This window comes from Arthrobacter sp. 2MCAF14 (genome assembly GCF_052115645.1).
Taxonomy (GTDB): domain Bacteria; phylum Actinomycetota; class Actinomycetes; order Actinomycetales; family Micrococcaceae; genus Arthrobacter.
This window is the reverse complement of the sequence record NZ_JBFRHB010000099.1, coordinates 1-1,512: the sequence shown is the minus strand read 5'-3', so window position 1 is coordinate 1,512 and position 1,512 is coordinate 1. Positions and strand designations below refer to the sequence as shown.

The window sequence follows — 1,512 nt, the reverse complement described above, 5'->3', positions numbered from 1 at the left end:
CTGACTCGAAAATGGATGGTGAGTGGTTTCAGGTTGCTGCGGCGGTCTGATGGATGGGGTCGAATCGGACGGTGAGGCCGAGTGCGTTGGCTTGTTTGGTGATGCGGCGCATGACGTTGGCGGGCTCGCGTCGGGTGAAGTGGTCAGGTCCGAGTTCGTGGTAGTCGAGGTTGTTCATGAGCATGTGCCAGATCGCGGTGAGGAGAGAATGCTCGATCGCGACGATGGCTCGTTGTTTGCCTCGTCTGGCAGCGAGGCGGTAGTAGCGTTCGCGTAGGTAGGTGTTTTTGGTCCGGGCTGCGCCCATCGCCGCGTTGCCCAAGGCAGCTTCGAGTGCTTTGTTGCCGTTTCGCCGGCCTCCTGGCTTCTTGATCCCGCCGGATTCGTGGCTGCCAGGGCATACTCCTGCCCACGAGGCCAGGTGCGCGGCGGTCCGGAATCTGGTCATGTCACCTCCGGTCTCGGCGATGATCACGGCGGCGCCTTTGCGGTCGATCCCCGGGATGGTCACGAGATGCTCGACCGTGTTAGCGAACGGGGCGAGTTCGGTATCGATCCGTGCGGTCACCTCCTCGATGACGGCGCTCAGTTCATCGATCCGGCGCAGGATGATTGCGCAGAGGAACGCGTGGTGGTCGGTGAAACGGCCTGTCAGCGCCTCGACCAACGCATCGTGTTTGAGCCGCAGCTTCTGTTTGGCCAGATCGGCGAGGACCTGTGGATCCCGTTCACCCTCGATGAGGGCCTGCATCATCGCTCGACCGGACACCCCGAGGATGTCGGTGGCCACCGCGGAGAGCTTCRCGCAAGCGTCTTCGAGGACCTTTTCCAGCCGTTGCGCTTCCCGGTTGCGTTCCCGGACCGTGGTGGTCCGATACCGGGTGAGATCACGCAGTCGGCGGATCGGCTCGGGTGGGACCATCGAGGGTCGCAGTAGCCCGCATTCGGTGAGCTGACATAGCCACGCTGAATCACTGACGTCTGTCTTGCGGCCCGGAAGCCCCTTGGCGTCGCGGGCGTTGACCAGCATCAACTCGAACCCGGCGTCCTCCAGCAGGTAATACGCGGGTTTCCAATAGTCGCCGGTGGCTTCCATCGTGACCACGCTGACCCGTTCGCTGATCAGCCAATCCTTTAACTCCAGCAGAGCATTCGTCATGGACGCGAAGGTTCGAACTTCCTGCCGCCTTTTACCCGTCCGGTGCGGGTCCGGCGCCCGGACACATGCCTTGACGTCACGCTTGCTGATGTCCAAAGCGGCGCACCGTTCTTGTAGCACTTCCATCGCTCGTCCCTTCCCCGGTCTGTCTCGGCGGTGCCGCCCGGGGAGGCCTGCAGGACGAAAGAGTCTGACTCACGTGCTCGAAGCAACAATCAGTAGTTCCTGTCGGCGGCCTCCGGTCTCCAAACTCATTTGCGGGCTCCAACCGCACCAAGTCAACGCGGGGTCACCGGGCGACCATAGAATTTTCCTCCATCCGTGGCGCGGCCGGTAGGCGGCCGATCAACTCA

The 1,512-nt window shown here is 62.5% G+C and carries 1 protein-coding gene; it reads right to left on the bottom strand.

Translation table 11 applies throughout. The annotated features are described in order from the left end of the window. Positions 1-28: 28 nt before the first annotated feature. On the bottom strand, positions 29-1,285 hold the full coding sequence (locus tag AB4074_RS24745; RefSeq protein ID WP_441415741.1) for an IS110 family transposase: 1,257 nt from the start codon (positions 1,283-1,285) through the stop codon (positions 29-31). Positions 1,286-1,512 lie beyond the last annotated feature (227 nt).